This window comes from Hymenobacter wooponensis, assembly GCF_004745865.1.
Taxonomy (GTDB): domain Bacteria; phylum Bacteroidota; class Bacteroidia; order Cytophagales; family Hymenobacteraceae; genus Hymenobacter; species Hymenobacter wooponensis.
Genome location: NZ_SRKZ01000001.1, coordinates 791,421 through 817,149, shown reverse-complemented (window position 1 = coordinate 817,149; position 25,729 = coordinate 791,421). Strand labels below are relative to the sequence as shown.

The following is a 25,729-nucleotide window of genomic DNA, read 5'->3' as shown; positions in this document are numbered from 1 at the left end:
GTAAACAAAAAGGTAGTTGGATCTATTCGAGCGATATAATTAATTATTAGTGTAATAATTTAAAAATTAAATATTTATTTACAATTTAGGTTGTATTTTTATTGTGAAAAAATTAAATATAAATAAGGATTAATAATAAAGTTAAGTATTCAGATATTCTCAATGTTAGCGTGTGTATGAATTATCGGTAATTGTAAAGGGTGAATATTCTAAATTAGCATGTCAAGCCAGCTTACTGGATGTGATAGGCTGAACTAAGTAAAAAGCCCGAGTGAGTAGTAGCGCTAGAACAAAAACTAAGGTGCTGCTAATTAGGTAAATCAAACGTGCATAGAGCTCGTTATTAGTAGTGATAAAATGGTTGGTGAATAAAAATACTGTTACTGTGCCAGCTAGATATAATAAAATGCCAATTGAAGCGACAAAAAGTGGTGTTCGTAATAAATGTGAGTGTTTCTGTGAAAACGCTGCTTCCTCAAAGTATGAAAGGATAAGCCCTGTGACTAGAATGCTTTCTGCGAGATTGGTGTATGAGTTTATTTGTTGAAATCCTTCGAGATAAAAAGAGTCTAATAGAGCAAATATTATAAAGCCAGCCATCAGAATGTGAATTGTTTTTTGCTGTCTGCGATGCGGTAAGGCATCATGAAATACCTTCAAATAAATAAGCGATTCAATGAAGGTGCTGAGGTGAGCAATAGCAAGATTATAGTGCCATAGATAAATTCCTAGCTGCATCATCCAGTACATAAAGAACATCCAGGCTGGAACAAAAACCAAGGCGTACAGGCTGCCGTGCAGGCCTGTACGCCGTTGCCAGGCTATGCTTAGGGGGATGAGCATGGCGCAGTAAGCCACCATCTCTCCATAATTGCAGAGATTGATGAACCAGGGGGCTAGTTTGGTCGCTGGCAATTAGCTGTTCAACGGGTTATCAAGGCTGCAGCACGGAGGGCAAGGCTGCGTTTCCGTTACAACAGTGCTCTGAGCTTCTTGAGATGATAAGCTATCGGTTGTGGCGGCTCGAAGAGCAGTAGTGACGCCAGTAGCCGAGAGGATATCCTGCTCGTCGGCGTCGATGCCCACAAAGATTAATTTGCGGTTGCCCTCCTCATCTAGGCCATAGTAGGCTCTGATACCCTCGCAGCCGGGCTGGTTCAGAATAGCCTCCAGTTGTTCTTTTTTGATGCAGTGTCCTTTAGGGGCGCCAGGATTTTGTGCTCGGTAGTTGCGCGTCCATTGGCTGGCCTTATCTAGTTCCGAGGATGAGTCAGTAGAAGGTGACTTCATAGGTGCTAAGTAGGGTAGAGAAAATTAGAACGGGCAAATATATGGTACTCTCAAGCACAAGTAGAAGAGCAAGAGGTAATATCTAGAAGTGACCTATAGTGGCAGTATGGGGCAACCGGAACGAAACGAGGAAGCTGAAGTTACCCTTGACAGGTAACTCAGCTTCCTCGCTTCGTTCTTGCTTTAAGAACGCTATAGAACTGTTACTAGGCCTATTCCTCGTCTAGCTCATCAGAGTCATCTTCATCATCGAGATTTTCAAATACCTGGTCAATGGCCGACTCAGCGGAGCGAAGCTTCTGCTTGCAAAGCCGAATGAGCTCAGCCGAGCGTTGGACGCGGGCCGTGAGGTCGTCTACGTCCACAGAATCAGTTTCGAGCGCGCGCAGGATGGTTTCGAGCTCTTCGATGGCCTGGCGGTAGGTGATGGGTTGGGGCATGAGTAAAGCGAATACGCTAAGACAAGAACAAGGGAAGCTGACCTTCGGCGGGCAGGTTAGTGGCCTTGCGTGAAGAGGTGGCACCAGCGGGTTTAGGCCGGGGAGGGGCCGCAACAACGGCGGCTAACTCAATGGGCTGCTCTACCGGCGGTGAGGCAGCGGCAGCAATCTGCAGCCGCAGCAGCCGCAGCAGCCGCAGCTCAGCCTGGTGCAGAAGCCGCTCGGCGGCTAATTGCAACTGGAAGCGGCGGCGCAGCAACTGCTCACAGCGGCGGCGATGCAAGCGCCGGAAGCGTTGGGCCAGTGCCCGGCCAAACGTGCGCAGGCGGCCTTCTTGGCTACGTAGGCCAGTACGGGCGGCGCGGTGCAGCTGGTGACGGCGGCGGGTAAGTTGCTGTTCCTGCTGGCGCAGTTGGGCTCGGGGCGCCGCTGCCGCCAACCTGATGCGGTGATGGAGGGTTTCGCGGTGCTCCTGCAATTGCTGGCGGGCATTCTGATGAGCCCGGCGTAACATCCGATGCAGGCTGTCGGCGGCATCTTGCACGCGGGCCTGGGCCAGCTCTCGGATGCGGCCTCCGTAACCATCTAAAGCAGCTTCTAAACGGGCGAGGCGTTCAATGAGAAAAGCGGCAACCGCAGTAGGTGTTTTAAGCGAAGTATGCGCCGTGAGGTCAACAACTGCTTCATCGCGCTCGTGGCCGATACCGGTGAGAATGGGCAGCGGGAAAGCCCCCACAGCGGCGGCTAGGCCATAGTCGTCGAAAGCCAGCAAGTCCGTTTTGGCACCCCCGCCCCGGATGATAACCACGGCATCATACTCGCGGCGCCGCACTTTGATGGCAGCCAGTGCGGCCCGGATACTGGCCGGAGATTCATCGCCCTGCATAGAAGCGGGGAAGAGCGTTAGGGCAAAGTCATAGGGAGCCTCCCGCAGCTGCTGCACGAAGTCTTGCCAACCGGCAGCCGTGGGGGAGGAGATTACCGCCACGCGCTGCACCCCAATGGGGAGCGTGAGGCGGCGCTGGCGCTCCAGCAGGCCCTTTGCTTCCAGCTTGCGTAGAGTTTCGAGGCGCTGCCGGGCCAAGTCGCCGACGGTGTAAGTGGGGTCGATGGCCACCACATCAAGGGAGAGACCGAACTGCTCGTGGAACTTCACCTGCACGCGCAGCATCACTTTGAGGCCTACTTTCAGGGCTAGGCCAGTCTGTTGCTCGAAGGCGGGAGCCAGCTGCTGGTAGCGCTGGCTCCAGATGGTGGCGCGGGCCTGAGCTTTCAGCTGCGCCCCGCGGCCCGTGGTATGCTGGTCGGTGAGGGTGAGGTAGCAATGGGCCCCATCGAAACGGGGAGCCGTGAGGTCAGCAATTTCAGCTACCACCCAGTAAGAGTCTGCGAACCGCTCGCTCAGGGTTTGCCGCACGCGGGCCAGCAGCTCAGCCAACGGCAGGGCAGCAGGGGGCGATGCGGAAAGCCCAGGCTCGGGGCGGCGGTTATACAGCGGCATAGACTGCAAGTTACGGCGAGAAGTGGTGAACTGTGAACTCGGAAGTACCGGAAATAGTGCGCTAGGCCAGAGAAGTTCCCGCTGGGGCAGGCCGCAACCACCAGATGTGCACCTGTACCTGAGCCGTGCAACGCTACCTGGCCTAGCTCCGTCCTTGCGTTCCGCAAGAGCCCCTTCGGCGATAACCCACCCACCGCATAACATGGCTTTTTCGCTTACCTTGCTCAGCACATCTGCACTTATCCAACCCACACAGTCTCCTTATGAAAAACCGTAATAGCCTGACCCTAGCGGCCGTAGCCGCCGCTGGTTTGGCCCTGGCGGGCTGCGCATCGAGCAAAACAACTGCTCCTGTAGCCACCGCTGCTACTACCGCCCCTGCAGCGCCCGCTGAAGAAACAGTAACGCCTGGCGTAGGCCTGAACGTGGCTAACGTCGATAAGTCAGTAGACCCTTGCTCTGATTTCTACCAATTTGCCAGCGGCAATTGGCTTAAGAACAACCCTATTCCGGCTGCCGAAGTACGCTGGGGCTCTTTCAATGAGCTTAGCGACAAGAACAACGCCGTAATGCGGCAGATTCTGGAGGAAGCTGCCAAGAACACCTCCGCAGCGAAAGGCTCGAATGAGCAGAAAGTAGGCGACTACTATGCTTCGGCTATGGACACCATGGCCATTGAAAAAGCGGGCCTGAAGTACCTGCAGCCTGAGCTGAACCGCATTGCCGCCATCAAAGACCTGAAAGGGCTGCAGGCCGAAATTGCCCGTCAGCAGCTTTTGGGTACCGGCGCATTCTACGGCGAGTATGTAGGCCAGGACGAGAAAAACAGCACTGTGTACGCCGTGCAAATTGGGCAGGGTGGCCTATCGTTGCCCGACCGCGACTACTACCTGAAAGACGATGCCCGCTCCAAAGGCATCCGGGCGGCCTACATTACCTACCTGACCAATACCTTCAAAATGCTGGGCGACTCGGAGGCTGCTGCCGCCAAGAACGCCGCTACCGTGATGCGCCTGGAAACGCGCCTCGCCAAAGCCAGCAAGAGCCGCGTTGATCTGCGCGACCCTTACGCCAACTACAACAAGATGACGGTGGCCGAGGCCAACAAGCAGTTCCCTAATCTGGGGCTGCCCGCCACGCTGCAAGCGCTGCAAGTTGGGTCAGCTAAGGAAATCATTGTGGGGCAGCCCGCCTTCTTCAAGGAAGAAAGCGCCATGTTGAAGCAGGAACCCCTCGGCGACCTGAAAACCTACTTGCGCTGGCACATGACCTCGTCGCTGACCTCGGCCCTGCCCAAGGCATTTGGTGATGAGTCGTTCCGCTTTGCGCAGGTGCTCACGGGTGCCAAAAAGCAGCAGCCCCGCTGGAAGCGTATGAACAGCGCCACCGACCGCGCCCTGGGCGAGGCATTTGGCCAGCTGTACGTGGATAAGGCTTTCACGCCCGATACCAAGCAAAAAGCCATGCAAATGGTGGCTAACATCCGGGAGGCCATGGGTGAGCACATCCAGAAGTCAGACTGGATGAGCGAGGCTACTAAGAAGGAGGCCTTGCAGAAGCTGAATGCCTTCACCGTGAAAATCGGCTACCCCGATAAGTGGAAGGACTACTCTTCGCTGAACATCTCGCGTGAGTCGTACCTGAAGAACGTGCTAGCCGCTCGTCAGTGGGCCAGCATCGATAACTCTAAGCACTTTGGCAAACCCATTGACCGCGGTGAGTGGGGCATGACGCCGCCCACAGTGAATGCCTACTACAACCCGCCGATGAACGAAATCGTGTTCCCGGCTGGCATCATGCAGCCCCCGTTCTTCGACCCCAAGGCCGACGACGCGGTAAACTATGGCGGTATGGGTGCGGTAATCGGCCACGAAATCACGCACGGCTTCGATGACCAGGGCCGACAGTACGACTCGCAGGGCAACTTGCGAGATTGGTGGACCAAGGAAGATGCGGCCAAATTTGAGCAGCGTGCCGATATGGTGGGCAAGCAGTACTCCGCTTTCTCGCCCCTCGACTCGGTGTACGTGAATGGCAAACTGACGATGGGCGAAAACCTCGCCGACCTCGGTGGCCTGAACATCGCCTACACGGCTCTGGAGAAGCAATTGCAGAAGCAGTACGGCAACGGTGCTCGTCCTAAGTTTGATGGCTATACTCCTGAGCAACGCTTCTTCCTGGCCTGGGCTCAGATTTGGCGCACCAATGCCCGCCCCGAATATCTGCGTCAGCAGGTTATGACCGACCCGCACTCTCCGGGCCAGTTCCGCACGGTTGGCCCCCTCATGAACATGCCCGAGTTCTTTGAGGCGTTCGGCTGCAAGGACAACGCCAAGATGGTACGTGCCCAAGCTGACCGCGCGAAAGTGTGGTAGGCTCCGGCCCGCTTGTACGAGTACTTAGAAAGGTGGCCTACACTGTGTAGGCCACCTTTTTTGTGTCTCGTCCCGTTACGTATTATTCCTTATTAGCTTGCCTCATGCAAATCATACCTCGCTTACTACCTGTGCTGCTAGCTGGTGCTACGCTCGTTAGCAGTTGTAACTCAACGCCGTCCTCAGAGCAAGCGGCTGCTACTACCCCACCCGAAGCCCCGCCGGCAGCCACAAACACTGCCGCCGCTTCGGCAGATACTACACTCTCCGCTCAGCTACAAAACCCTAAAGTGGGCGACGTGTATGTGGTGCAGTTTCAACCGCGAAACACCACCGAGCAACGGTACTACTTCTATCAGGTGTTTGCCGTTCGGCCCAATGAAGTGGATTTGCATCCCGCTAAGCAGGAAGCCAAGGACCCGCAGGCGGATACCAGCACGCCGGGGTTCTTTAGCAACGATGCCAGCAACATGATGACCTACACCCGTGCAGAAGCCCGGGAGCTTCTGCAGGAACAACCCGGCGACGTGCTGCACACGCGCCTGATAGCCGTACGGCGGTTGTAACTTAGCATCAGTAGCACAACATAAACGCCCGGCTTCCTGAGGTTACTCAAGGAGGCCGGGCGTTCAACTGCAATGAGGAAAGGTTCTGTAAATGAGCTGACTACTTCTTGGGCTCAATCACCTCCATTTTAATTCGAACGTCTTTTTTCGGCCAGTTGTAGGGATCCAGGGGCTCGTTGGCAATCTTGTTAATTACATCCAAGCCCTCAATTACTTCCCCAAAAACGGTGTATTCGCCGTCTAGGCCAGGTGTGCCGCCAATGGTAGTATAGGCACGAACCTGCTCGGGGGAAAGGGGGCGGGGGGAAGAGGCTTTGGCCTCGGCAGCCGTCATCTTTTTGCCCTGCACAATGTAGAAGTCGTTGTTAGAGGAAAGCTTGCCGGGGTTCTGAGCACCATCGTAGCGCGCCATGGCCAGGGCACCGTACTTGTGAAAGTGCTCGGGCTTCACTTCGGGCTTGAGGTGGTACTCCTTCATTGGAATAGTGCGGAAGTTGGAGTTTCCTCCCTGAATGGCGAAGTCTTTCACTACCCGATGAAATACCGTTTCATCAAACACCCCTTTGCGGCTTAGCAAGAGGAAATTGGCTTTGTGCAAGGGCGTATCGTCATAGAGCCGAATGCGCATATCGCCGAGGCGCGTGTGCATAATCACCTCAGAAGCGGGGTACTCCTGCCCGTAGGCCAGTATCTGACGTTCCGCCACGCCCCCCGAATCTACCAGGGTCATAAGATCGGGGCCGGGTATGGGAGCCGGAGCTGCCGGATCTTTGGCCGTTTCGGGTTGGGCACGGTTACAGGCAGTGGCTAGCAGGGCGCTAAGCAGGAGCGTGGCAGAAAGGAGTTTCATAGGGAGCGGGCAGAAAGGGAGGCCTAGGCCAGGTAGCAAACGGGCAGAAACGCAAAAGGTGCGGCCTCCCGAAGAAGACCGCACCCAAAAATAGCCGTTTGCGCTTAGCAGAGAGGCCTAGAGCTTTATACCAAGTTTCTTGGCTATATCAGCAAACATTTGCGGGTCGTAGTCGTCGGCCCCGGGAGAGTTGAGCTGGGGCTCTTCTTCCAGTTCTGGGTAAGGCACGCCTTCAAAACCACCTTGAATTACTTCCAGTGGCTGCCCATCCTCTGGGTGGGTGCCATTCCAGATAATGCCTGCTTGCTTGTAATCGTCGGGGCTGAAGGTGTAAAGCTTAAGGTGCAGCTTCTGCTGATCTTGCAGCTTCTTGGCTTCTGGGAATGCATCATTGCTTAGCTCAGGCACGGGCACCAGTTTGCTTACTTCTACACCCGTGAGCTTCTCAAGAGCTTTGGCGTAAGCTACTACGTGTAGGCCACCGCGTACCAGCAGATACCCTACCATGGTACGGGCGCAGGGGTCCGATACCATTTCGTACACGCGCATTTTGTTGGCGCGGGCACCGCATTCCAGAAAGAAGTTGTGCAGCAAGTCGAGCTTTAGGTTGCCGCTGGCATGCACATTATGGCCCGTCCAGGGGTTGCCCATGGAGTCGACGGGCAATGCGGCCTGGGCGCTGCTCAGAAAATGGTAGCTGTTACGAGCATCCGAAACGCCAGCTAGTGGAGCCGGTACCGGATCTTTACCCCGGGGCGTTTGGCCCGTCAGTAGCAGATTGATAGCGTATGATACGGCTTCAATGTGGCTGTATTCTTCCGCCGCGATGCTGCACGTGAGGTCGTAGAATGGCCGCAGGCGGTTACGACCGCGGAAGTTGAACGACTGAAACGTGTAGTTCATCAGGGTCGACATTTCCCCGTACTTACCGCCCAATAGCTCCTGAATAGCAGCTGCATCATTGGGGGAAGGGTTTTTGGGTTTAGGCAGCTCCACGGCCAGCCGGTCATAACGCAGAATCATAGCACCTTCTGTTTAGGGTAAAAAAAGAACACTCCGCCAGCAGCGGAGCTTTTCTAACGGCCCAGTCTGCCCATAAGTTGAAGAAAGCCCGAATGTTATCGTATGTATAAAGGTCTATATATGAAACAGTTGAGCTTGTGATGTAGCCTCTCGTGGCTAGGCTTACTTCTGATAATATGCTTCTGCGGGCTCTCTTAATCAACCGCAAAGCCCAATGCATTGCCTGACCTAAACAGGTACAAAAAAAGCGGCCCCGAAATAGGAGCCGCTTTCTGTAAGGCTTACGTTAGACTACCAGCCTGACCCACTTGGGGCCCCCCAGCCATCATCGGCTTTCTTTTTAGGAGCGGGAGCTGCCTTCGCCTTTTGCTTTTGAGTAGGGGCGTCGGGCGTCTTGGTTTTAACTTTCACTTTGTTGGTGCCGGCCGGTACGGCTGGTGCACCTGGTACCGGTGAACCGGTAGGAGTAACAGCGGCCGGAGCCGGCTCTTCCTGCACCGGAGCCATATCCTGCGCGGCATTGATGAGGTCGGGGCGGGCTTCCTGCTCTACCTTTTGCAGCGACAACAGCATCTGCTGGCCTACCAACTCATTCTTATCCCAAGCCTTCAGCTCCACTTCCAGCTTTTCCTTTTCTGCTTTGCTCGGCTTCTTGGCCATCATGCCGTCGAGGTCGGGGCTGCCAGCATCTTTCCAGGCTGTCAGCCACATTGAAGCTACCATGGTTGGAGCCTGCTTGAGGCGGTAGGCCACCATGCCACCCACTTTTTCGTGGTATGCATCGGCAAACGCATCAGAGTACGAGCGGCGGGTTTTGCCATACTTATGCGAAAACACGTACTTCTGCTCCGTCGTGAACTTGTTGTTGAGGTCGTCTTCGTAATCAAAGGTGGCGCCCAAGAAGCCGTATGAGTCCTGCACTACCTGCCAAATAGCCGTTTGTGGGTCTTTTACATACTTGGCGGCTTCAGAGTCCAGCTTGTACTTGGCAATGTTGCGCTCTGGCAGCTTGCTTTCCCATAAGGCATGAATGCCGGCCTGGTTCGTAAGCTGACCGTCGTAATTCTCAGTGGTGTGCAAGGGCACATAGGCATCGGCAACGTAGTGGCCTAGGTCGGCAGAAAGCCGCACAATAGCTACCGTGTCGCGTTTGCGGAAGGCTTCGGTGAGCTGCTCCTTCAGTTCCATTACCGTCCAGGGCACCGTACCATATTTGCGGAGGGTGTCGGCGGTGTATTTGGCAACGGCTTTGTCGTAGAGCTTCGGCATCAGCCCGAAGGGGTTGTCGCCGTAGTGGTCCATATCGATAAAGTGCTTTGGTGCTTCTGCTGGGTCGGCTTCGCGACGTTCATCGGCGGCGGTGCTGCGCTTCACCAGCTCGGCCATGTGGCGGTAGTAGAAGCCGCGCATAGACGAGGGGAGGGCGTATACCGAAATCTGAGCAATGGTACGGTGACCAAAAAAGCCCCACCCTTGAGACAGTAGCGGGCAGATCAGGACAACGAGAAGTGTGAGGAGCAGTTTTTTCATAACAGCACGAACAAGCCGCAACCCGCGGCACAGCAAAGTTCGGGAATTTGACGAATCAATGAGGCAAGAATTGTAGTTTTTGGCGAAGTGGTGACCTAAAACCACTTAGCAACGCTTCGGATGGGTGTATCTTTTCACTTTTCCCGCGTTAGATGCCTTCTACCCCCCTTAGCTCCTCCGCCCATTGACTACGATTTCCCGCAAAAAAATCAGCTACACCATTGGGAAGCCCCTGCGTCAGTACCTGCACCAGTACGACCGGGAAACGCGCCTACCGGTAACCTACGCCGACCTTACCCGCACCAGTGGTAGCTTTCCGCTCCTTGATCGGCAGGAACGGGATACGCTCTGGGAAACGGTGTTTTACGAGCCCCAAGCCCTACGTGAGCTAAGTGAAGGCCTTGCCCAAGTGTACGCCTTGCTCAAGACGGGAGGAGACTTATCTTTCACTGACCACTTGCTGGCCGACCGTATCGACTACTGCCGCTTCGGAAACAGCAACCCGTTTCGGGTGCGCATCGTGAATCAGCTCAACGACAACTACGATTACTTTTACGTGAAGCGGGCCGATGCCTCGCGAGTGTATGGCCTAGAGCTAGAGCATCTGCTCTCGCCAAATAGCATGAACTACCTCGTGCACGGCGATACCCTCATTGAGGAGCATATAGCCGGTATCCCCGGCGACGATTTTATCCGCGACCATCTGCAGCGGCCCCACCTCAACCAGGTGCGCATTGCCAAGGAGTTTGTGAAGTTTAACGAGCGGTGCTTTGCCCGTTTGCTGGGCGATATGCGCGCTTACAACTACGTGATAGTAGTAACCCCCGACTTTGAAGACGAGCAGTACCGGGTGCGCGCCATCGACTTTGATCAGCAGAGCTACGAGGGCAAGAAGACCATGTACATGCCCCAGTATTTCAAGGACAACCGCGAAGTGGTAATGCTATGCAGCAAACTGCTAGAGCCCGAAACCATTCGGCAGTATCAGGCGGAGGAGCGTACCCTGATGGCCCGGCGCGTACGCTCTGAGCGTTACCGCCTCAAGGATCTAATGGACTGCATGCGCCGAGACGAAATATCGCCTCCAGAGAAAGTAGATCAATTAAAACTAGAACTGAACAAGCATCACACCACCGATCTGTTCACGCCTTGCCGCAGTATTGGAGATGTGGTACGCCTCAATCTGCAGCTAATGCTGGTGGGGCGCGCCAACCGACGCATACAGGCCTAGGTGGCCGGGGCCACCTGCTCGCGGTCTAGCAGTTCAGCTAGCTTACGATAGATGAACTCCGTCGCCTGTTGCCGAATGGCATCGCTGTTCCCATTAAACTGCTCGCGGTACTCGTGGGCATGGCCCTTAAACAGTACGGTCACGAAAACGGTACCCACGGGCTTGTCGGGCGTTTCTGACTGGCCGGGGCCGCACAAGCCCGTTACTGCCACGCACACGTCGGCGTCGGGGAGTTGGCGGTGCAGGCCCTGGGCCATCTCGTTCGTGGTCTGCTGGCTTTCGGCGGAGTAGGTACTGAGCGTAGCTTTCTTTACGCCAAGCAGCTGTTGCTTAGCATCGGTATGATACGTCACCACGGAGCCCAGCAGTACCTCACTCACGCCTTCGGCCGGGGCTAGCTGAGCTGCTGCTAGGCCACAGGTGCAGCTTTCGGCCAGAGCAAGGGTAAGCTTGTGCTTGATGAAATCCTTGATGAGAACTTCTGGGTTGGTTTTTTTCATAGTCAGGAAGAGCAGAACAGCGCTGAGGATACGGTGCAGCCTACTAGCAAGGTTGCTACTGTTCTGCTGCCTGAGGCTGCTGGGAGGTGGCCTAGCAGCACTTTCGCGGATTGTTCATTGGCTGAGTCCTCCGCGAAAGTTGCTTTTCCCGTAGGCCTTATTCCTGCCGATAAACTGTGCCTTGCTTCATTACAAAGCGTACCCGTTGCATCACTTTAATGTCCTGAACCGGGTCGCCGTCTACCGCCACAACATCAGCCAGTTTGCCCGGCTCCAGCGTGCCCAAGTTTTCTGACTGGCCTAGCAGCGTGGCGGCATTAACCGTAGCCGCCCGCAACGCCTGTACAGGGGGCATACCAGCCTCTACCATGTACTGAAACTCCAGGGCATTCACACCGTGCCGGAAAACGGCCGCATCCGTACCAAACGCAATCTTAACGCCCGCCTTATACGCCCGCCCAAAGGTGCTCTGCAGCTTTGGGCCAATGCTGATGGCTTTGGGCGTAACCAGAGCTGGGTAGTAGTTAGGAATCTTGGCTGAGTCGGCGACGGATTTGCCAGCCGTAATGGTGGGCACGTACCAGGTGCCGTTTTTCACCATGAGCTTCATGGTTTCATCGTCCATGAGCGTGCCGTGCTCAATGCTAGTGACGCCCGCTCGAATGGCGCGCTTCATGCCTTCTGCTCCGTGCGCGTGGCAGGCTACCTGCAGGCCTAGGTCGTGGGCCGTTTCCACAATTGCCCTGATTTCGACTTCCGTCATCTGCGCGCTGCTACCATCTTTCGCCACCGACAGGACCCCACCAGTAGAGGCAATCTTGATGAGGTCGGCACCACGCTTGTACTGCTCCCGCACTGCTTGGCGGCACTGGTCGGGGCCGTTGGCAACTCCATCAGTAGGGCCCGGAATGCCCATTAGGTCGAGGCGGTAGCCATTAGTGGGGTCCATGTGGCCGCCAGTGCCCGAAATAGCTTTGCCCGCGGTGAAAATACGCGGGCCTACCACCTTGTTTTGGTTGATGGCATTTCGCAGGGCCAGGTTCACGCCCGAGCCGCCCAAGTCGCGCACCGTGGTAAAGCCCGAAAGCAGAGTTTTACGGGCATGATCGAGGGAGCCAAAGGCAATGTCGGCGGGGTTCTGGGTGAGTTCTTGCAGGAAGTTGTCTTTGCTGGTTTCGCTCTCAAGGTGCACATGGCAGTCAATAAGGCCAGGCAGCACAGTGCGGTTCTTCAGGTCCACCACCTTGTCCGCTGGGCCTGCGGGGGCAGTATAGCCCCGTTCTAGGGCCACAATGCGGCCTTTCTCCACTACCAGAGTCATCTCCGTTTGGGCGCGGTCTTGGCGCATGTCTAGCAGCCGCCCACAGTGTAAGTAAGTTTTTTGCGCCCAGGCTGGAGCAGCACCGCACAAGGCGCCAGTAAGGAATACGGCTGTAAGAGAGCGGAGTAGAGGTGAGGCCATCGTAGCAGAGTAAGAGCGTAAGTGAGAATCAGAAGGCGGAATATACACGGTAAATAAATGCTGCATGCAGCACAAAATTGCCGGAATCCGTATCTTCCCACCCGGCTCCGCCGTACCTCGCATCAATCACCTCACCTGTTTTTATCTAGCTTCCCTAATGGCTACTTCCGCAGAATTCGAAGCCGCCGCGCAACGCGCTCAGCAGCTTCCCAGCAAGCCCTCTAACACCGTATTGCTCCAACTCTACGCTCTCTATAAGCAAGCCAGCGAAGGCGACGTAGCCGGCGACCGTCCCGGCGGGTTCGACTTCAAAGCCATTGCCAAGTACGACGCCTGGGCTTCCCTCAAAGGCAAGTCGCAGGATGAAGCCCGTCAGGAGTACGTAGCACTGGTTGATTCCTTGTTCCAAGGCGCTTAATACGTTTACTGCAGATGGCTCACAGTCATCCGCGGTAAAGCAAAAGGCCGGCTTCCTGATCCAGGAAGCCGGCCTTTTTGGTAGTTACTGGCCTAGAATTAGCCGAGGGGCTGACCACCAGCATCAGGCGCTGTGGGAGGCGTAACGGGCTTGGGGGCTGCGGGAGCCGGCAAGTCAAACGCTTTGGCATCGTGCTCAAAGTGCCCTTTGTGCGAGCCGTCGCAGAAAGGCTTATTCGAGGAGAGGCCACAGCGGCAAATGCTGATTCGCTCCCGACCGCCGAGGCCATAGGGCTGGCCTTGGGCGTCTACGAGTTCGAAATCGGTGCCCTCCACGCGGAGGGAGCCATTGCTTAAAACGGTGAGTTTGGTGGCCATATGGTGAGTTTGTGAAGTGATGAAATTGAGAGGGGGAGGCAGTAGAGTAGTAAAGGTGTGATGCCCTACAATGGCGAAGGTGCTGCTTTGGCGGAGTTAAGAGGACTATCTAGGTATAGGCCACTCGCACAGCAACCCATACATGCACATCTTTGCTACCTTGGCTTAGCGGAGTTCTTTACGCATTACGTAATCATTCATCCAGTAGGGGCCAATGGGAATATCTTCCTCGTGATGGCGCTGGAAGCCCTGGCGCTCATAAAAAGCCAGCGCGGGGTTATGCCGGTTTACGTTCAGCTCCAGCACTGAGCCACCGGCTTGCCGCACGGCATCCTCCACGGCCCGAATCAGCAACTGCCCAAACCCCCGGCCCTGGTGCGAGGGGAGGATGTAGATTTTGTTGAGGTGGTAGGCGCCAGCTTCAGTCTTGGCGGAGTACGAGGCAAACCCGCCGGCCTGGCCATCGTCTAGCAGCAGCAGGAACTGGTGGCCCTGCTCGGTCATCTGGCGCTCCAGCGAAGCCGGCGTGTAGATGACGCGGTACATATAGTCGATTTGCTCCTTGGAGATGATGAACCGGTACGTAGGCTCCCAAGTGGCTTCCGCCAGCGCAATAATCGTGGGAATATCGGCCAGAGTGGCCGGATGAATGGTAATGGGCGCGGCGGCAGAAGCTGACATAGCGAGCAAAAAACGGCATTATTTCGCGCAAAACCGAACCTAAATCAGGGATTGGCCCGTTTTTGGGACAGAAAATGCGAGCTACGGTATACGGGGTAGTTTGCCTCAGCCGTTATTTCCCGTTCGCTCACACCTTCTCCCGTCCTATGAAAAAGATCCCACTTGTTGTGGTTGCCAGCTTGCTCACTCTTTCCGCAGCAGTAGCCCAAAAAACAACTTCAACCTCCCGCCCCAAGGTCAGCACCACCTCGGCCGTGGAGCGCGACCTGGATATGTTCAGCGACTGGGTTAATGACAAGATTGACCGCGCTGCGGCGGATATTCGCCGCGAAAAGCCGCGCATCAACGCCGAGTTTGAGCGCCAAAGTAAGCGCATCGATAAGGCGGTAGACAGCCTTACAGTGGAAGGCAAGCGCGAATACGACACGCAAAAGACCCGTTATAAGAAGTGGTCGGCTAAGCAAGATAGCCTCGATCAGGCAGCGCGCCAGCCCGAAACCTCCGTACAGGCCCAGCGCCGCTTGCTGGGTGAAGACGTAGTGATTAGCCGGGCCCGGGCCACCGAGCTGCCCGACCTATATTCTCGCTTGGTAGAAACCATGCGCGATAAAAAGAAGAACTGGACTGCTGCTGACTGGAGCGCAGCCGGTGCCGTGCTCAGCAACCTTAACGCCCGCTACGAACAAGTACGCACCGACTTGCCGCTGGAGGAGCGCCTGCGCATCCGGACCCTGCAGGGAGAATTCCGGACGCTAGAGAAGGCCCGCAACGTGAAAGATGCCATTAATGAGCAATAGCCATGTGCTAGAGCTTTTGTAAGCCGCTAATTGTGTGCTAGGCCAGGTCGGCGGCTGCTCAGAAATTGGGTGGCCGCCGATTGTGCTTATGGGAGCAGGTAGCTAGGCCTGTGCTGCAAACCCGTGGCCTGTATTAGGGTTAAACCGTACTTGGCTGTTCAGCCATTTGCTGGCGGAAGGCACATCGTAAAAAAGCCGAATAGGAATGTGCCGCGCTACGCGCTCTGAAAAATCTCTGCTAGCATAGTGAGTACCTGCGTCGGGGCTGAAGACGTAGGCCACCGCGCGTAGCCCCTCCAGCAGCACCTGAGGCAGCCAATCAAACTCCAGCCATTCCATCGACTCAGTCCAGTCGCCGGTGGCATGGCTTTTATCGTTGAGCAGCACCGATATGTTCAGTTGCTTCTGCACTTTCAAAAACTCCTGTGCCACATAAATAACCTCGCGCCCAGTGATGTTGCCAAACCATTCTACGTGCAGTAGTTCTCTAGTGGGAGCGTAATAAAGCTCTACCAAGCGGTTGCCATGCGCATCGCACATGGAGCCGATATGCTGTAGCTGGATGCGGTGCATAGAATAGGGTTGGTTGTGGTAGGTGGGATAGGAGCAGGTAGGTAATATAGTCAGTTTTCTATTAGAAATCTGCTACTAAAATGGCCATGCTGGTTCAGCCGCTTCCGTTACTTTTGTAGCTTAACCTGATCTGCTCACTTCTCGCATTCTCCGCGCTTCGCTCATGCACATTGCAATCGTCGGCAACATCGGAGCCGGCAAAACCACGCTGGCCAATAAACTGGCGCACCATTTCAACTGGGAGGTTTTTCTGGAAGATGTGGACCACAATCCCTACCTGAAAGACTTCTATGATGACATGCCCCGCTGGGCATTTCACCTGCAGGTATACTTCCTCAATAGCCGCTTTCGCCAAACGCAGCACATCAAAAAGCTGCAGAGTGCCAGCAAAGGGGTAATTCAGGACCGTACCATTTACGAAGACGCCCACATCTTCGCGGCAAACCTGCACCAGTCTACCCTCATGTCGGAGCGGGATTACCAGAACTACCTAGGCCTGTTCGAGTCGATGATCAGCATGGTAGATCCACCGGATCTGCTGCTCTACCTCCGTGCCGACCTGCCCAAACTGGTGCAGCAGATTGAGCGCCGCAACCGCGACTACGAGAACAACATCAAAATAGAGTACCTCAAAAACCTCAACGAGCACTACGAGCACTGGATCAGTAACTACAAGAGCGGCCGGCTGCTCATCGTGGATGTTAATAACCTCGACTACGTACACAACCCCGAGGATTTGAGCGTCATCATCGATAAGATCAACAGCACGCTGTTCGGCCTCTTCTAGACTAGAAGGCAGATCAACATGCTGCGCACAGCCAGGAGCGTGCATCTCGTCTATTGCTGCCTTATGCTTATGGTTAGCTAACCAAAATGCCCGGACTTCTTACGCAGAAGTCCGGGCATTTTGGTTGGTAAAGCTTCTAGGCCTATTGGTAAAAACTTCAAGAATCAGTTCTTGCTTCAGTGCAGTTACTCTACCGCCATTGCCTCGTTTAGGAAGTGAACGAACGGTTGAGCGGCTTGCCAGGCAGCCAGCACCTGCTGCGGGAAATCGGTGCGGAGTACGTCTTTGTCGGAGAATGATTGCCACACGAAGAAGCTCTTGAGGCGCAGCCACTCAATGTCTAGGTCCGTACGGTCGTAACCCTTTGGAGCGGTTTTAAGAGCTTGGCTTTTGTCTAGGCCACTCGGGAAGTGGCGCAATAGGTCTGGGCTCTGGCGCAGGGCATGAAACTCAGTGGGGTTGTAGTGAATTTCCTGCCGGATGCGGGCCAACTGGTCGGCCTCCGGTTGCCAGCGCCCGGCGCCTACGTAGGTCTCGCCTCCCGGCTGCAGGGCAATAAAGTAGCCAGCCCATGGGCTATGCCGCCCCCCGCGTTTAAGACCCGCCCCCATATGCTTCTTGTATGGCTCATCACTTTGCTGAAAGCGGTCGTTCTTGTTGATGCGAAACATCACGTCTTGAGGAGTAAGCCCCAGCAGGTCGGGTTCCTGCTGCTGCACTCCCCGAATCAGCTCCGCTACAAAATCAGTGTACTCCGCGCGGGCCCGGTGATAGTCGGGGCGGTGCGCGTCCATCCAGGCTTTGTTGTTGTTCGCAGCCAAATCGCGCAGGAAGGATAGAATGAAAGCCCGTTGCATACTCAAGGTTGAAAAGGTTAGTAGTGCTGGGCCAAAAGTAAAAAAGCGTGCCCCGCACCGGGTTGCGGTACGGGGCACTTGCCGTGGAGGTTGGCGCCTTGCAGGCCTAGTGCTTGCTCATCGGTTGCGAGGTGCTAGGATCGATTCGGTCGTTGAGAGCCCAGCTGAATGAGAGGTATTCAATGGTAGCAGTAGGCTCTACTGGTGTGCGGGCGTAGCGGTTAATAAACGCCAACAGCTCCGATGGCGAGCCAAAGTCCTTGGCGTACGCATCAAAAAGGCCAGAAAGCTTCGCGTGAGCTGGCGTGAGCTGGTTGAAGTTGGAGTCGTTGAGGAAGCGCCGTGTTTGGGAGTCAAGTTGCTGGTTGAGGCGGCTACCATCGTAGGCCTCTTTTAGCAGAGGTGCTTCTGATACAGCAGCGTATATGAGCCCAAAGTGAATACGAGGATCAGGGGTGGGGCCACTCAACTTGTCGCGCTCAATCTGGTTGAGTGAGTACGTCTGCCCGCCTACATTCACTACCGGCGCATCCCACGGCGACTTCGTGCCGCCCAGTACCTTCACCCGAATATCGTTAATGCTGCTGACGGGGTAGTACTGCAAAACCAAGTAAGCAGCAGAAGCATTGTACACGTTCAGCCAAAAGGCCTTGGTTTCTTGGGGCGTCCAGGTAGCGGAGGCGGGCGTAACCTTACGTAGGCTCGTTAAATAGTCCAGCAGTTGATCTTCGTCCTCCATGAGCCCTTGGTAATCAAGGCGGCCATCGAAGGTTACGTGACGGGTCAGCAAATCGCTCCACGTTTCGTGGAGCTGTTGGAGAGGTTTGTAGTCTTCGGCGCGCAGAGCAACCGGCGCCAGCACTAGCAGCCAGAGTAGCCAGGCATAGCGTGATAAAGAGGGGAATGCAACAGGCATGGCGGGGCAGAACTAATAAAGAGCGCGGGCTATACTTTCCGGCAGGGCTCTATCCATAAGGTAGAGGCATTGCCTTCAAACGCACTTGGCAGTAACTCAATATGATAGATACTGCTAGTGATTAGCTGTTCAAAATTATATGAATTATCATCTATAAGCTAAGTGCAAGATGATAATCCGCTATCCTGTATGTGTTATATGTAAAATACATAAGTATAAAGCTATGCTCGAGAGTTATTTAATATGGGTTTGTATTAGTTAAAGGCAATTATTATTATCATTAACGTTATTGCGCTGTTAAATGTAAAAGTTATAATAATTATATGATTGAGCAGCATTTTACTATGACTTGTAGGTTAGCACTGACACAGAATCACCTAAACGAATGGTACCCGTAGCAGGGCCAGTTACATTTTGGCCAAACTTGACCTTTCCATTTTGAGTACGGAAGCTGGCTAAGGTACGCAGAGGCTCACTTTGTGGATCTTTCAGCCCGGTTTGCTGGTCAATGGTGGTGAGTACGCACCGGCTACAGCCCTTGACAGCCCGAAAGGTTACCTCCCCAATCTGAAAGTCACGCCAGCTATCTTCGCTGAAAGCCTCGCCGCCGCTGAATACGAGGTTAGGTCGGAAGCGGTCCATGTTTACAGGCTCCGCCAAGCGGGTGTTGAGGTCGGCTAGGGAGTTTTGCCCAACTAACAGGTAAGGATACCCATCAGCGAAGCTTACGAGCGTGTTGATAGGGTTGTACTCGGGCTCTGCATCACGGCGCACCATATCCGACATATACACCAACTTACACGACTGGCCTAGCGCCTCAGAAAGCCACTCATCGCATTCAGGACGGGCGCGCCAGGCAAATACCATATCATCCCAGATGGTCACGAACAACGTTTTTTCTGGCGTCGCCTCAAAAGGCACAAACAAAGGCAGTAACTCAGGCCGCTCATTGTGGCGCAGCAAGAACCCATTGTAAGCGGGCTCTACTTTCAGGTGGGCCATGGCAGCCGTCTGGCGCTGCGTCATGAACTGATTGCGCTCATTCACAATCAGCCAGCGCCGGTCGTGGCGCAGGCCGCGGGTATCGATGTGTGCTTCGGTGAGGCGAATACCGCCTAAAGACTTTACGGGGTAGATATAGAGAGCGGAGAGTTGCAGAGCCATACCTCAAAGGTAGAATGCGAATAGGTGAAGTTGGTGAGAGAAAGTGAAGAGCAACTGAAGGCTCACTAGTCTTGCGGAGCGGCAACTAGTAGTGCTCAATGGCTTAGAGGGTGGGATATATAAAAATCCCGGCGCCGCAGACTGCAGCGCCGGGAGGCGTAAGTTCGGCTTGGTAGTAAGGGGTTATTCCTTCACGAACCGGCTAGTCTTGGCTATTGGGCCATCACCTACCACCCGCAGAGTATAAATGCCCGCTGGCAAATGGCTTATGGCTACAGTTGCTTGTGCTTCGGAGAGCTGTTGCGTTGCTACACGTTGCCCTTTGGCGTTATAAATATCAACGGAATGCTTCCCATTCTGTAGGCCACTTATTGACAGTGAAGTTGTAGCCGGCGAAGGGTATACTGCAAACTGTGCGGCGGCTTGGTCGCCTACCTTTACAGGTACCACCGCTGAATAAGTCACTTTGCCATCAAGGTCTGTTTGCGCTAGGCGATAGTACTGCATACCGGCTCCGGCAGAGTGGTCGAGGTATTCATAGGATGAAGTACGGTCGGAAGAGCCTTTGCCTTTAACAAAGCCCAAGGCCTGCCACTTGCTATTGGGCAATTGGCGCTGCACCTCAAAGCCTTTATTGTTTAGCTCAACAGCCGTGGCCCACCGTAAACGCACCGCCTTTTCTTCAGCCTGACCAGTAAACTGGGTCAGTTCTACCGGCAGAGGTCTACCCTTGGCAGCCAAAGTCCAAACTCCCTGTAATTCAACACCACTTAGTCTAACCGTGTTGTTGCCAGCGTTAAGGCCCGTTCTGTCACGGCCTTCTTCAGCAAACCCTACACCCGCCAAGCTGATGGTAGGCGGGAGAGTTGATTTGAAAAAGGAAAGTTGTCCTTCAGCAATTGTATTCTTCTCCGGCTCGGCGTAATGAAGCGTCATAACTACATCAAGGTCGTTGCTCTCAACAGTGCTAGGCTTCACAAAGAAAAATCTGCTGACGGTAGTGTTACCAGTAGTGCCCGTGTAGGTTTGCCCTGTTAAACGAGTAACAACCGTGCTTCCGGGAAAACGAGTGCTGCTACTACCAGCTTTTAAGTCCAACAGCAAACCCATATTCCCGAAGCTGTATAGACCATCCTTGTCTAAGGTCGTCGTCATAGCAACTTTACCCGATATGTAGCCATTGGCATTGCTATTCGTCTTATCGTTCTCTTCCTCGTCGAGGATAGCGTACTGATCAAGTATAACGGTGTTGTTTCCCGTATTAATGGTGGTGTTTCTCACGTAGAGGGTGCCGTTCACCGTGAGATTGCCCGCAAGCGTAACCTCTTTCTTTCCCGTATTAACGGCGTAATTAAAGAACGTGCCGCCGGGAGTGGTAGTAGCAGTTGGAGAAGCTGTATAGCTTAACCGCCCAAAAGTTGGTGCGTTTGACGGCGTAAACACATTGTAGTAGTAGGCATAATCCGTCTCGGTTTTGTTGATTACTGGAGCCGGATTATTAATGGCAGTCTGCAGGTAGGCTAGCCATTCGAATGTAGAGGGTTTGGTGCCAGTATTAAAGCTTGACCAAGGAATGCGAATCTCTCTGCTATTAGCCAATGATAACACATCTGATGCAGTAGGAGCAGGCAAGACAGATGGGCGCCACTCAAAACCTTTACCCGTTGATTCAGCAAACTGTACTAAGCTGCTTGTTGCATTGGTGCCAACGGTTACAGCTACGTCAGCTGCAAATGGAAGTGTAACGCTACTTCCTTCAATACCCGATGTGATGCCAGCGCTAGCCTTTGTGTTGAAGTAGAGTACTGCCGGAACCTCTGCGGCAACACCTTCCACTCCTATATAGAGATAAGTATCATCAAAGGAGAGAAACCAGCGAGTGCCACCTAATGCCAGTACGCCACTTTCTACCCAGTTTTCTCCTTTGGAACCGTACTCCGTAGCAGTTTCACTAGAGTAACTGATGGTACCATCAATCTTGGGGGGAACCTTCGTTTGAGCTTGCGTGGAAGTTGTGACTGCTCCACCGAGCGCCATTGAAAGAAATAGGACTCGCAAGTGTTTGTATAACTGTTTCATAGCTATCGGAATTTGATGGCATAAAATTATAAAAAATATGGCTATTCGCATTTTATTTTGAATAAAAATAATAAAATGCAATTGCGCATGAGGTTAATTAACTTATAAAAATTATAAGCATAGTTCAATTAAAAGCAGCTCACAGATCATATTTTTACCAATCAACAAGCTTTAATTCTAAGTAATCACAGGGGTTAGAGTTGAGATGAATCTACTTCTAATGCAAAAGCCGACTTTCTCAGGAAAGTCGGCTTTTGCATTAGAAGTATTGTGTTTATTACTGTGCCGTTTGCTGGCGGGCTAGCTCCACGGCCCGATAAAGGTTTACCACGCCGCCCGTTTCTGATAGTTCTCGGAAGTCAACCAGCTTCTTAGTACCGGGTTGATGTACTTGCGTGTGTACGGGCTCTGCTGACTGCAGGATGATGCGCTTGAGCTGGGTTGAAGTTAGAGAAGGGAAGTACGATTTAAGCACTGCTGCTATGCCGGTTACTACGGGAGCAGCCATACTAGTTCCGCTCTTGTTGGCGTATTTGCTGCCCGGAACAGTAGAGTAAATCTGGTTGCCGGGCGCAAAAACATCTACGGCGTGGCGGCCATAGTTGGAAAATTCAGCTGTTAAGTCGGCATCATTGGTGCGGGCGGAGGCCCCCACAGTTATCATGTTCGGAATGCGCTGCCCGTTCTGGAATACAGGGGAGGGGTACTGCATTTCCTGATCGAGGTTTTTGCTTTCATTACCGGCGGAATGGACCAGCAGCACGCCTTTAGAGCCAGCGTAACGGATGGCTTCTTCTACTGCCGCCCGCTGCGGTGAGTAATACTTGCCAAAGCTCATGTTGATGATGCTAGCGCCGTTGTCTACGGCGTACCGAATGGCATTGGCCACGTCCTTGTCGCGCTCATCCCCATTGGGCACGGCGCGCACTGCCATCAGGCGCACGTTGGAGGCTAGGCCTAGAATTCCTAGGCCATTATCGCGGTCGGCACCGATGATGCCAGCCACGTGGGTGCCGTGGCTGGGCTCGGGGCCATAAAGATCGTGGTTGCCATAACGGCGCTCCTTCACGTCGTTGGGGTTGTCCTTCACCACCCCACGCGGGTCGAACTTGAGGTTGAGACTATAGTTAAGCTGATTTTTAGTATCGTTTAAGGCTTCCTTAATTTCCTCCAGTACAGCTTCCAATGAGGGGTAGCCAGCTTGCAACAAGTTTTGGTAGAGGCCCTGGGTAACGGCCAGCAGTTCAGGGTCGGTGGTGGGAGGGTGATGCAGCGTGGCTGTATCCAGCGCGGGCACGTTGAGCGCTTGCTTTACGGCCGCCACTCCCTGCTGATTCTCCGTGTAGGCCTGTTCAATCTCCTTCAGACGCTGAGTATTTTCCTTGAGCTTATCATTATAGCTCTTGTTCACTTTCACGTAGAGGTCGTAGTCGGCGCGTTGGGCGGCGGGCACGGTAGTGCGGGTTTTGCCCTTGAAGCGCGGTTGGAGTCGGGCCAGCATACGGGTGTCCTCGTAGGTGTCGATATCCACGTTGCGGCCGTCGGGGCCACCCAGGAAGCTCCAACCGTAAGCATCATCCACGTAACCGTTCTGGTCATCATCCTTGCCGTTGCCGGCTATCTCCTTGGGGTTGTGCCAGAGCATGCGCTTCAGATCCACGTGAGCCGTATCAATGCCGGCATCAATAATAGCCACGGTGACGGTGGTAGAAGCCCGGCCTTGCAGCAGCTCCGAATAAGCCCGGGTAGCACTCACGCCCATCACCCCGTCCAGCTTCGGATCAAGCAGATACCATTGAGGTGTAGTGATGGGTGCGGGGGCCGCTGGGGCAGGCGCTGGGGTCTGAGCCAAGGAAAGAGTGGGCAGCAACAGGCCTAGAGCCAGAAGGCGCAACTGAGAGGGAAGGGGAAAGGACATGCGGAAAGGAACGCGGACGTATTTCGTAAAACGGCCTATACGAAGGCGCGTGAAGTCAGGCTATAAATTTCAGGGCAGATAAAGGTGCGAAGGTACAGACGTGGGCTAGGCTTCTTCAGACGCATACGGCCACCAGTTTATATCTGAGCCCACTGCGACAGTAGTACTTGGGGCAAATGGCGCTAGGCCACCGGCCGCTACCCGTTTTGCCATGGAGTGGTCTAATATCTCATCGGGTATATTGCGCGTACTAACCACAGTTGTTAGCAGTTCGGGGGCTGCCTATAAGGCGGCTCTGAGTAACTGGTACCGCGTTCATCTTTCACTTTTTAACAGCCCCGCCGTATGCCCACTTATGATGATATCTTCAACAATAACCGCCAATGGGTAGAAACGCATACCGCGAGCAACCCCGCCTTTCTGGAGGCCTTAATATCTGATCAGAAGCCTGATTATCTGTACATCGGGTGCAGCGACAGCCGCGTAACGGCGGAAGACCTGATGGGCGTGAAGCCAGGAGAAGTGTTCGTGCATCGCAACATCGCCAACTTGGTTAATAATATTGACCTCAACGCCATGTCGGTGATTGAGTATGCAGTGCGGTACCTCAACGTCAAGCACATTGTGGTGTGCGGACATTACGGGTGCGGCGGCGTAAAGCATGCTATGCAGGCCAAAGATTTGGGGCTGCTAAACCCATGGCTGCGCAATATCCGCGACGTGTACCGGCTGCATCACACGGAACTGGATGCCATTGAGGATACTACCGCGCGCTACAACCGCTTGGTAGAGCTGAATGTGCAGGAGCAGTGCGTGAACGTGGCCAAAACGGCTGTAGTACAGCAGATGTACCTGCAGAAAGGCTACCCAACCGTGCACGGCTGGGTGTTTGATTTGCAAACCGGCTTGCTGAAAGATCTGAACCTAGACTTCGAGCACATTCTGCACGACATCCAAAAAATCTACGACCTCAGCGCCGACTCGCAATGGGTAGATGACTCACCTAAGATGTCTTAGATAGTGGTTTAAGCAGTCAATAAACGGCCGGGGAGAGACGCACCAGACGTCTTTCCCCGGCCGTTCTGGCGTTCAACGGAACCCAGTGCATTAGCAAGGAACTCTTGATAGCCCGCATAGTGGCCTAGGAGCCAATTCGTTTTTCATTTAACCCGCAGATTACATACGGTAGTAGGCTTCAGCGGGGAGGGGAGTGGGCACATCGGTATCTCCGAGTAGCTGCTTAAGGTTGATTTCGATGTTGCGGGCAATCGTTGTGACGGGGGTATCAGTTGGGCGATTGTTGAACGGGTCTTGCAGGTAGCGGGCCGTGCGCTCAAGCAGGAAATAGGTGGTGGCAATGCCCAGCAGCAGCGGCACCTCCCAGCGCCCAATTGTTTCAACCAGGCCTAGCGATAGAGTAATGAGGAACAGGTAGATAAACAAATACACCATCAGCCGGTAACTGGTAGGAAATATCGTGCTGTTGATGCGTTCCGCGCGGCCCATAGCATCGCAGAGGCGTACTTGGGTGGCATCAAGCTGCACCTGCTGGAAGCTGTTGATGGCGTCTTGCTGGTAGAGCTCTTTAATTTGGGCAGCGTGCAGGTCTAGCAGCGCTAAGGGCTTGTTGCTATGCTGCTGAAGGTAGGCCAGTTCGTGCGCCGAAAGGAATTGCCCCAGCGACTCCATCGGGTCTAGCCCCCGCAACGACTGGCCTAGGCTGTAGCACCAGGCTATCTGACGGTAGGCCAGGGCCTGAATGGAAAGGGCGGGCGGGAGCGAAGCCGTATCCGCCACAAAGGTGCGGGCTTGCAGCACCAGTGTGCGCGAATCATTAGTAATAGCACCCCACACTTTGCGCGCTTCCCACCACCGGTCGTACGACTGGCTGATTTTGAATGCCAGGAGCAGCGAGATTGACCCACCAAGTACCGTGGGTAGTTGCAGAGGTATCAGCGGAATGTCCTGTGCCAAAAATTGCTTCAGCAGCTGGAATATCACGGATATGATAAACACCCGGATAAGATCCGGCAGGATATCTCGGAAGATATAGCGAATGGGAAGTCGGGTGTCTAGCAGCATAGGCAGGCAGGAAAGGTGGCGGAAAGCAGGTACATACAGGTTAACGACTAGAAAGAGACTAGGGATGCCTCCGGAAAGGAGAAGAGGTTACTGCCCGTTCCTCACCGCAGTAGGAGCCTAGTTCACCTTAGCCTGTGAGTGACTTATGCTATGAAACGCTGATGCTGCTCTTGTAAAGTCATAATCAGCATACTGCGCTTCGGTTGAGTGGCCTACTCCCGAGCCTGGGCAACTCCTATTGTGCGGGTACATGTGTGGCCAGAAGTGGCCTAGAACAGTTTGGCGCTTCGGTGGTTCTGCAACCTCCCGGCT

At 54.2% G+C, this 25,729-nt stretch carries 25 protein-coding genes; 7 read left to right on the top strand and 18 right to left on the bottom strand.

Annotated elements, in window-relative coordinates; all coding sequences use genetic code 11:
- Positions 1 to 222: 222 nt before the first annotated feature.
- The 4 genes from EU557_RS03350 to xseA form a co-directional block, all read right to left on the bottom strand.
- A complete protein-coding gene (locus tag EU557_RS03350; protein ID WP_210115972.1) occupies positions 223 to 843 on the bottom strand; it encodes a hypothetical protein in 621 nt (206 codons plus the stop codon).
- Positions 844 to 915: 72 nt separating this feature from the next.
- The gene (locus tag EU557_RS03345) at positions 916 to 1,290 is read right to left on the bottom strand and encodes a hypothetical protein (RefSeq protein ID WP_135528985.1); all 375 of its coding nucleotides are present in this window, start codon (positions 1,288 to 1,290) and stop codon (positions 916 to 918) included.
- A 212-nt stretch (positions 1,291 to 1,502) separates the two neighbouring features.
- Complete coding sequence (gene xseB / locus EU557_RS03340) at positions 1,503 to 1,730, bottom strand: exodeoxyribonuclease VII small subunit (protein ID WP_135433721.1); 228 nt, start codon at positions 1,728 to 1,730, stop codon at positions 1,503 to 1,505.
- Positions 1,731 to 1,746: 16 nt separating this feature from the next.
- The gene (gene xseA, locus EU557_RS03335; RefSeq protein WP_167855071.1) at positions 1,747 to 3,231 is read right to left on the bottom strand and encodes an exodeoxyribonuclease VII large subunit; all 1,485 of its coding nucleotides are present in this window, start codon (positions 3,229 to 3,231) and stop codon (positions 1,747 to 1,749) included.
- A 263-nt stretch (positions 3,232 to 3,494) separates the two neighbouring features.
- Here xseA and EU557_RS03330 point away from each other — a divergent pair, with 263 nt between their 5' ends.
- On the top strand, positions 3,495 to 5,606 hold the full coding sequence (locus EU557_RS03330; protein WP_135528983.1) for a M13 family metallopeptidase: 2,112 nt from the start codon (positions 3,495 to 3,497) through the stop codon (positions 5,604 to 5,606).
- 104 nt (positions 5,607 to 5,710) lie between these two features.
- A complete protein-coding gene (locus EU557_RS03325) occupies positions 5,711 to 6,172 on the top strand; it encodes a hypothetical protein (protein WP_135528982.1) in 462 nt (153 codons plus the stop codon).
- 100 nt (positions 6,173 to 6,272) lie between these two features.
- Here EU557_RS03325 and EU557_RS03320 read toward each other — a convergent pair whose 3' ends face one another.
- The 3 genes from EU557_RS03320 to EU557_RS03310 form a co-directional block, all read right to left on the bottom strand.
- Positions 6,273 to 7,022: a peptidylprolyl isomerase gene (locus tag EU557_RS03320; protein ID WP_135528981.1), complete on the bottom strand. Its 750-nt coding sequence runs from the start codon at positions 7,020 to 7,022 to the stop codon at positions 6,273 to 6,275.
- A 117-nt stretch (positions 7,023 to 7,139) separates the two neighbouring features.
- Positions 7,140 to 8,045 (bottom strand): manganese catalase family protein, encoded by a 906-nt coding sequence (locus tag EU557_RS03315; RefSeq protein WP_135528980.1) that lies wholly within the window; start codon positions 8,043 to 8,045, stop codon positions 7,140 to 7,142.
- A gap of 291 nt (positions 8,046 to 8,336) precedes the next feature.
- Entirely contained in the window at positions 8,337 to 9,575 is a 1,239-nt protein-coding gene (locus EU557_RS03310) for a zinc dependent phospholipase C family protein (protein ID WP_135528979.1), read from the bottom strand.
- A 184-nt stretch (positions 9,576 to 9,759) separates the two neighbouring features.
- Here EU557_RS03310 and EU557_RS03305 point away from each other — a divergent pair, with 184 nt between their 5' ends.
- Positions 9,760 to 10,806 carry a hypothetical protein gene (locus EU557_RS03305; protein ID WP_135528978.1) on the top strand — a complete coding sequence of 349 codons (1,047 nt, stop codon included), beginning with the start codon at positions 9,760 to 9,762 and terminating at the stop codon, positions 10,804 to 10,806.
- Here the strand turns inward: EU557_RS03305 and EU557_RS03300 are convergent.
- Together EU557_RS03300 and EU557_RS03295 are read right to left on the bottom strand one after the other, a co-directional pair.
- On the bottom strand, positions 10,803 to 11,306 hold the full coding sequence (locus tag EU557_RS03300; protein WP_135528977.1) for a CinA family protein: 504 nt from the start codon (positions 11,304 to 11,306) through the stop codon (positions 10,803 to 10,805). The genes EU557_RS03305 and EU557_RS03300 overlap by 4 nt on opposite strands.
- A 157-nt stretch (positions 11,307 to 11,463) precedes the next feature.
- A complete protein-coding gene (locus EU557_RS03295; RefSeq protein WP_135528976.1) occupies positions 11,464 to 12,768 on the bottom strand; it encodes an amidohydrolase family protein in 1,305 nt (434 codons plus the stop codon).
- 157 nt (positions 12,769 to 12,925) lie between these two features.
- Here EU557_RS03295 and EU557_RS03290 point away from each other — a divergent pair, with 157 nt between their 5' ends.
- Positions 12,926 to 13,186, top strand: coding sequence for an acyl-CoA-binding protein (locus EU557_RS03290; protein ID WP_135529540.1), 261 nt, complete (start codon positions 12,926 to 12,928; stop codon positions 13,184 to 13,186).
- A gap of 98 nt (positions 13,187 to 13,284) precedes the next feature.
- Here EU557_RS03290 and EU557_RS03285 read toward each other — a convergent pair whose 3' ends face one another.
- Both EU557_RS03285 and EU557_RS03280 read right to left on the bottom strand, forming a co-directional pair.
- Entirely contained in the window at positions 13,285 to 13,563 is a 279-nt protein-coding gene (locus tag EU557_RS03285; protein WP_245326151.1) for a CDGSH iron-sulfur domain-containing protein, read from the bottom strand.
- 165 nt (positions 13,564 to 13,728) lie between these two features.
- Entirely contained in the window at positions 13,729 to 14,244 is a 516-nt protein-coding gene (locus tag EU557_RS03280; RefSeq protein WP_135528975.1) for a GNAT family N-acetyltransferase, read from the bottom strand.
- Between the two features lie 146 nt (positions 14,245 to 14,390).
- On the opposite strand from EU557_RS03280, the gene EU557_RS03275 reads away from it, so the two are divergent.
- The gene (locus EU557_RS03275; protein WP_135528974.1) at positions 14,391 to 15,041 is read left to right on the top strand and encodes a hypothetical protein; all 651 of its coding nucleotides are present in this window, start codon (positions 14,391 to 14,393) and stop codon (positions 15,039 to 15,041) included.
- A gap of 102 nt (positions 15,042 to 15,143) precedes the next feature.
- Here the strand turns inward: EU557_RS03275 and EU557_RS03270 are convergent, their stop codons facing one another.
- A complete protein-coding gene (locus EU557_RS03270; RefSeq protein ID WP_135528973.1) occupies positions 15,144 to 15,614 on the bottom strand; it encodes a hypothetical protein in 471 nt (156 codons plus the stop codon).
- Positions 15,615 to 15,777: 163 nt separating this feature from the next.
- Here EU557_RS03270 and EU557_RS03265 point away from each other — a divergent pair, with 163 nt between their 5' ends.
- Positions 15,778 to 16,401, top strand: coding sequence for a deoxynucleoside kinase (locus tag EU557_RS03265; RefSeq protein WP_135528972.1), 624 nt, complete (start codon positions 15,778 to 15,780; stop codon positions 16,399 to 16,401).
- A 185-nt stretch (positions 16,402 to 16,586) separates the two neighbouring features.
- Here EU557_RS03265 and EU557_RS03260 read toward each other — a convergent pair whose 3' ends face one another.
- The 5 genes from EU557_RS03260 to EU557_RS03240 form a co-directional block, all read right to left on the bottom strand.
- Positions 16,587 to 17,258, bottom strand: a complete 672-nt coding sequence (locus tag EU557_RS03260; protein WP_135528971.1) for a DUF2461 domain-containing protein — start codon at positions 17,256 to 17,258, stop codon at positions 16,587 to 16,589.
- 106 nt (positions 17,259 to 17,364) lie between these two features.
- Positions 17,365 to 18,174, bottom strand: a complete 810-nt coding sequence (locus EU557_RS03255) for a DUF547 domain-containing protein (RefSeq protein ID WP_135528970.1) — start codon at positions 18,172 to 18,174, stop codon at positions 17,365 to 17,367.
- Between the two features lie 342 nt (positions 18,175 to 18,516).
- Complete coding sequence (locus EU557_RS03250; RefSeq protein WP_135528969.1) at positions 18,517 to 19,338, bottom strand: MOSC domain-containing protein; 822 nt, start codon at positions 19,336 to 19,338, stop codon at positions 18,517 to 18,519.
- A gap of 183 nt (positions 19,339 to 19,521) precedes the next feature.
- Positions 19,522 to 21,417 (bottom strand): T9SS type A sorting domain-containing protein, encoded by a 1,896-nt coding sequence (locus tag EU557_RS03245; RefSeq protein ID WP_167855070.1) that lies wholly within the window; start codon positions 21,415 to 21,417, stop codon positions 19,522 to 19,524.
- 277 nt (positions 21,418 to 21,694) lie between these two features.
- Positions 21,695 to 23,335 (bottom strand): S8 family peptidase, encoded by a 1,641-nt coding sequence (locus tag EU557_RS03240; protein ID WP_135528967.1) that lies wholly within the window; start codon positions 23,333 to 23,335, stop codon positions 21,695 to 21,697.
- A 345-nt stretch (positions 23,336 to 23,680) separates the two neighbouring features.
- Here EU557_RS03240 and EU557_RS03235 point away from each other — a divergent pair, with 345 nt between their 5' ends.
- Entirely contained in the window at positions 23,681 to 24,352 is a 672-nt protein-coding gene (locus tag EU557_RS03235; protein WP_135528966.1) for a carbonic anhydrase, read from the top strand.
- Positions 24,353 to 24,511: 159 nt separating this feature from the next.
- On the opposite strand, the gene EU557_RS03230 is transcribed toward EU557_RS03235, so the two are convergent.
- Positions 24,512 to 25,417, bottom strand: a complete 906-nt coding sequence (locus tag EU557_RS03230; RefSeq protein WP_135528965.1) for a bestrophin family protein — start codon at positions 25,415 to 25,417, stop codon at positions 24,512 to 24,514.
- Positions 25,418 to 25,729: the final 312 nt, after the last annotated feature.

Excerpts from the sequence above, each read along its gene's own strand:
- xseA (WP_167855071.1), bottom strand. The coding sequence starts at position 3,231 with ATGCCGCTGTATAACCGCCGCCCCGAGCCTGGGCTTTCCGCATCGCCC.
- EU557_RS03280 (WP_135528975.1), bottom strand. The coding sequence starts at position 14,244 with ATGTCAGCTTCTGCCGCCGCGCCCATTACCATTCATCCGGCCACTCTG.
- EU557_RS03350 (WP_210115972.1), bottom strand. The coding sequence starts at position 843 with ATGCTCATCCCCCTAAGCATAGCCTGGCAACGGCGTACAGGCCTGCAC.
- EU557_RS03255 (WP_135528970.1), bottom strand. The coding sequence starts at position 18,174 with ATGCCTGTTGCATTCCCCTCTTTATCACGCTATGCCTGGCTACTCTGG.
- EU557_RS03290 (WP_135529540.1), top strand. The coding sequence starts at position 12,926 with ATGGCTACTTCCGCAGAATTCGAAGCCGCCGCGCAACGCGCTCAGCAG.
- EU557_RS03275 (WP_135528974.1), top strand. The coding sequence starts at position 14,391 with ATGAAAAAGATCCCACTTGTTGTGGTTGCCAGCTTGCTCACTCTTTCC.
- EU557_RS03240 (WP_135528967.1), bottom strand. The coding sequence starts at position 23,335 with ATGTCCTTTCCCCTTCCCTCTCAGTTGCGCCTTCTGGCTCTAGGCCTG.
- EU557_RS03325 (WP_135528982.1), top strand. The coding sequence starts at position 5,711 with ATGCAAATCATACCTCGCTTACTACCTGTGCTGCTAGCTGGTGCTACG.
- EU557_RS03270 (WP_135528973.1), bottom strand. The coding sequence starts at position 15,614 with ATGCACCGCATCCAGCTACAGCATATCGGCTCCATGTGCGATGCGCAT.
- EU557_RS03265 (WP_135528972.1), top strand. The coding sequence starts at position 15,778 with ATGCACATTGCAATCGTCGGCAACATCGGAGCCGGCAAAACCACGCTG.
- EU557_RS03320 (WP_135528981.1), bottom strand. The coding sequence starts at position 7,022 with ATGAAACTCCTTTCTGCCACGCTCCTGCTTAGCGCCCTGCTAGCCACT.
- EU557_RS03235 (WP_135528966.1), top strand. The coding sequence starts at position 23,681 with ATGCCCACTTATGATGATATCTTCAACAATAACCGCCAATGGGTAGAA.
- EU557_RS03300 (WP_135528977.1), bottom strand. The coding sequence starts at position 11,306 with ATGAAAAAAACCAACCCAGAAGTTCTCATCAAGGATTTCATCAAGCAC.
- EU557_RS03285 (WP_245326151.1), bottom strand. The coding sequence starts at position 13,563 with ATGGCCACCAAACTCACCGTTTTAAGCAATGGCTCCCTCCGCGTGGAG.
- EU557_RS03310 (WP_135528979.1), bottom strand. The coding sequence starts at position 9,575 with ATGAAAAAACTGCTCCTCACACTTCTCGTTGTCCTGATCTGCCCGCTA.
- EU557_RS03295 (WP_135528976.1), bottom strand. The coding sequence starts at position 12,768 with ATGGCCTCACCTCTACTCCGCTCTCTTACAGCCGTATTCCTTACTGGC.
- EU557_RS03330 (WP_135528983.1), top strand. The coding sequence starts at position 3,495 with ATGAAAAACCGTAATAGCCTGACCCTAGCGGCCGTAGCCGCCGCTGGT.
- EU557_RS03230 (WP_135528965.1), bottom strand. The coding sequence starts at position 25,417 with ATGCTGCTAGACACCCGACTTCCCATTCGCTATATCTTCCGAGATATC.
- EU557_RS03345 (WP_135528985.1), bottom strand. The coding sequence starts at position 1,290 with ATGAAGTCACCTTCTACTGACTCATCCTCGGAACTAGATAAGGCCAGC.
- EU557_RS03250 (WP_135528969.1), bottom strand. The coding sequence starts at position 19,338 with ATGGCTCTGCAACTCTCCGCTCTCTATATCTACCCCGTAAAGTCTTTA.
- EU557_RS03315 (WP_135528980.1), bottom strand. The coding sequence starts at position 8,045 with ATGATTCTGCGTTATGACCGGCTGGCCGTGGAGCTGCCTAAACCCAAA.
- xseB (WP_135433721.1), bottom strand. The coding sequence starts at position 1,730 with ATGCCCCAACCCATCACCTACCGCCAGGCCATCGAAGAGCTCGAAACC.
- EU557_RS03260 (WP_135528971.1), bottom strand. The coding sequence starts at position 17,258 with ATGCAACGGGCTTTCATTCTATCCTTCCTGCGCGATTTGGCTGCGAAC.
- EU557_RS03245 (WP_167855070.1), bottom strand. The coding sequence starts at position 21,417 with ATGAAACAGTTATACAAACACTTGCGAGTCCTATTTCTTTCAATGGCG.